Origin of the sequence: Streptomyces sp. A012304, assembly GCF_026008495.1 — a bacterium.
Taxonomy (GTDB): domain Bacteria; phylum Actinomycetota; class Actinomycetes; order Streptomycetales; family Streptomycetaceae; genus Streptomyces.
Map to the genome: position 1 here is coordinate 32,699 of NZ_BQUN01000187.1, position 646 is coordinate 33,344.

Genomic DNA, 646 nt, shown 5'->3' on the forward strand with positions numbered 1-646 from the left:
GCGGTAGGCGCGGAAGCGGTCGCGGACACCGTCCATGGTGAGCCGGCCACCGGAGTCGGTGACGTAGACGCAAGTAGCGCCGTACGACTCCATGAGCCGTGCCTGTCGGGCGAGTTCGGCCGGTTCGGCCATGTGGGACATCATCAGGAAACCGGCGACGTCCATCCCCAGCTCCCGCGCGGCGGTGATGTGCTGGGCGGAGATGTCGGCCTCGGTGCAGTGCGTGGCGACGCGCACCGAGCGGATGCCCAGGGAGTGCGCCTGCTTGAGGTCGTGGACCGTTCCGATGCCGGGCAGGAGCAGAGTCGTGGGGACGGCGCGGCGCACGGCGCCCACCACCGCCTCGATCCACTCCCAGTCCGTGTGGGAGCCGACGCCGTAGTTGACGCTGGAGCCGGACAGCCCGTCGCCGTGGGCGATCTCGATGGCGGCCACCCCGGCGGCGTCCAGGGCGGCGGCGATCGTAGCGGCCTGGTCGACGGTGTAGCGGTGCCGGACAGCGTGCATGCCGTCCCGCAGGGTGACGTCCTGGACGTACAGACGGGTCATCTTCAGGCCACCTCCGTGGAACGGTGTGCGGCCATGCGTTCCGCGGTGCGCAGCGCGGCCGAGGTCATGATGTCGAGGTTTCCCGCGTAGGCCGGGA

1 protein-coding gene and 1 pseudogene are annotated in these 646 nt (G+C 70.6%); both read right to left on the bottom strand.

The features are described from left to right. A partial coding sequence (dmpG, locus tag ALMP_RS37935) for a 4-hydroxy-2-oxovalerate aldolase (RefSeq protein ID WP_264936524.1) occupies window positions 1-549 on the bottom strand: 549 nt, incomplete at its 3' end. 2 nt (window positions 550-551) lie between these two features. Continuing rightward, a pseudogene (locus tag ALMP_RS37940) lies at window positions 552-646 on the bottom strand (acetaldehyde dehydrogenase family protein); the annotation flags it as partial.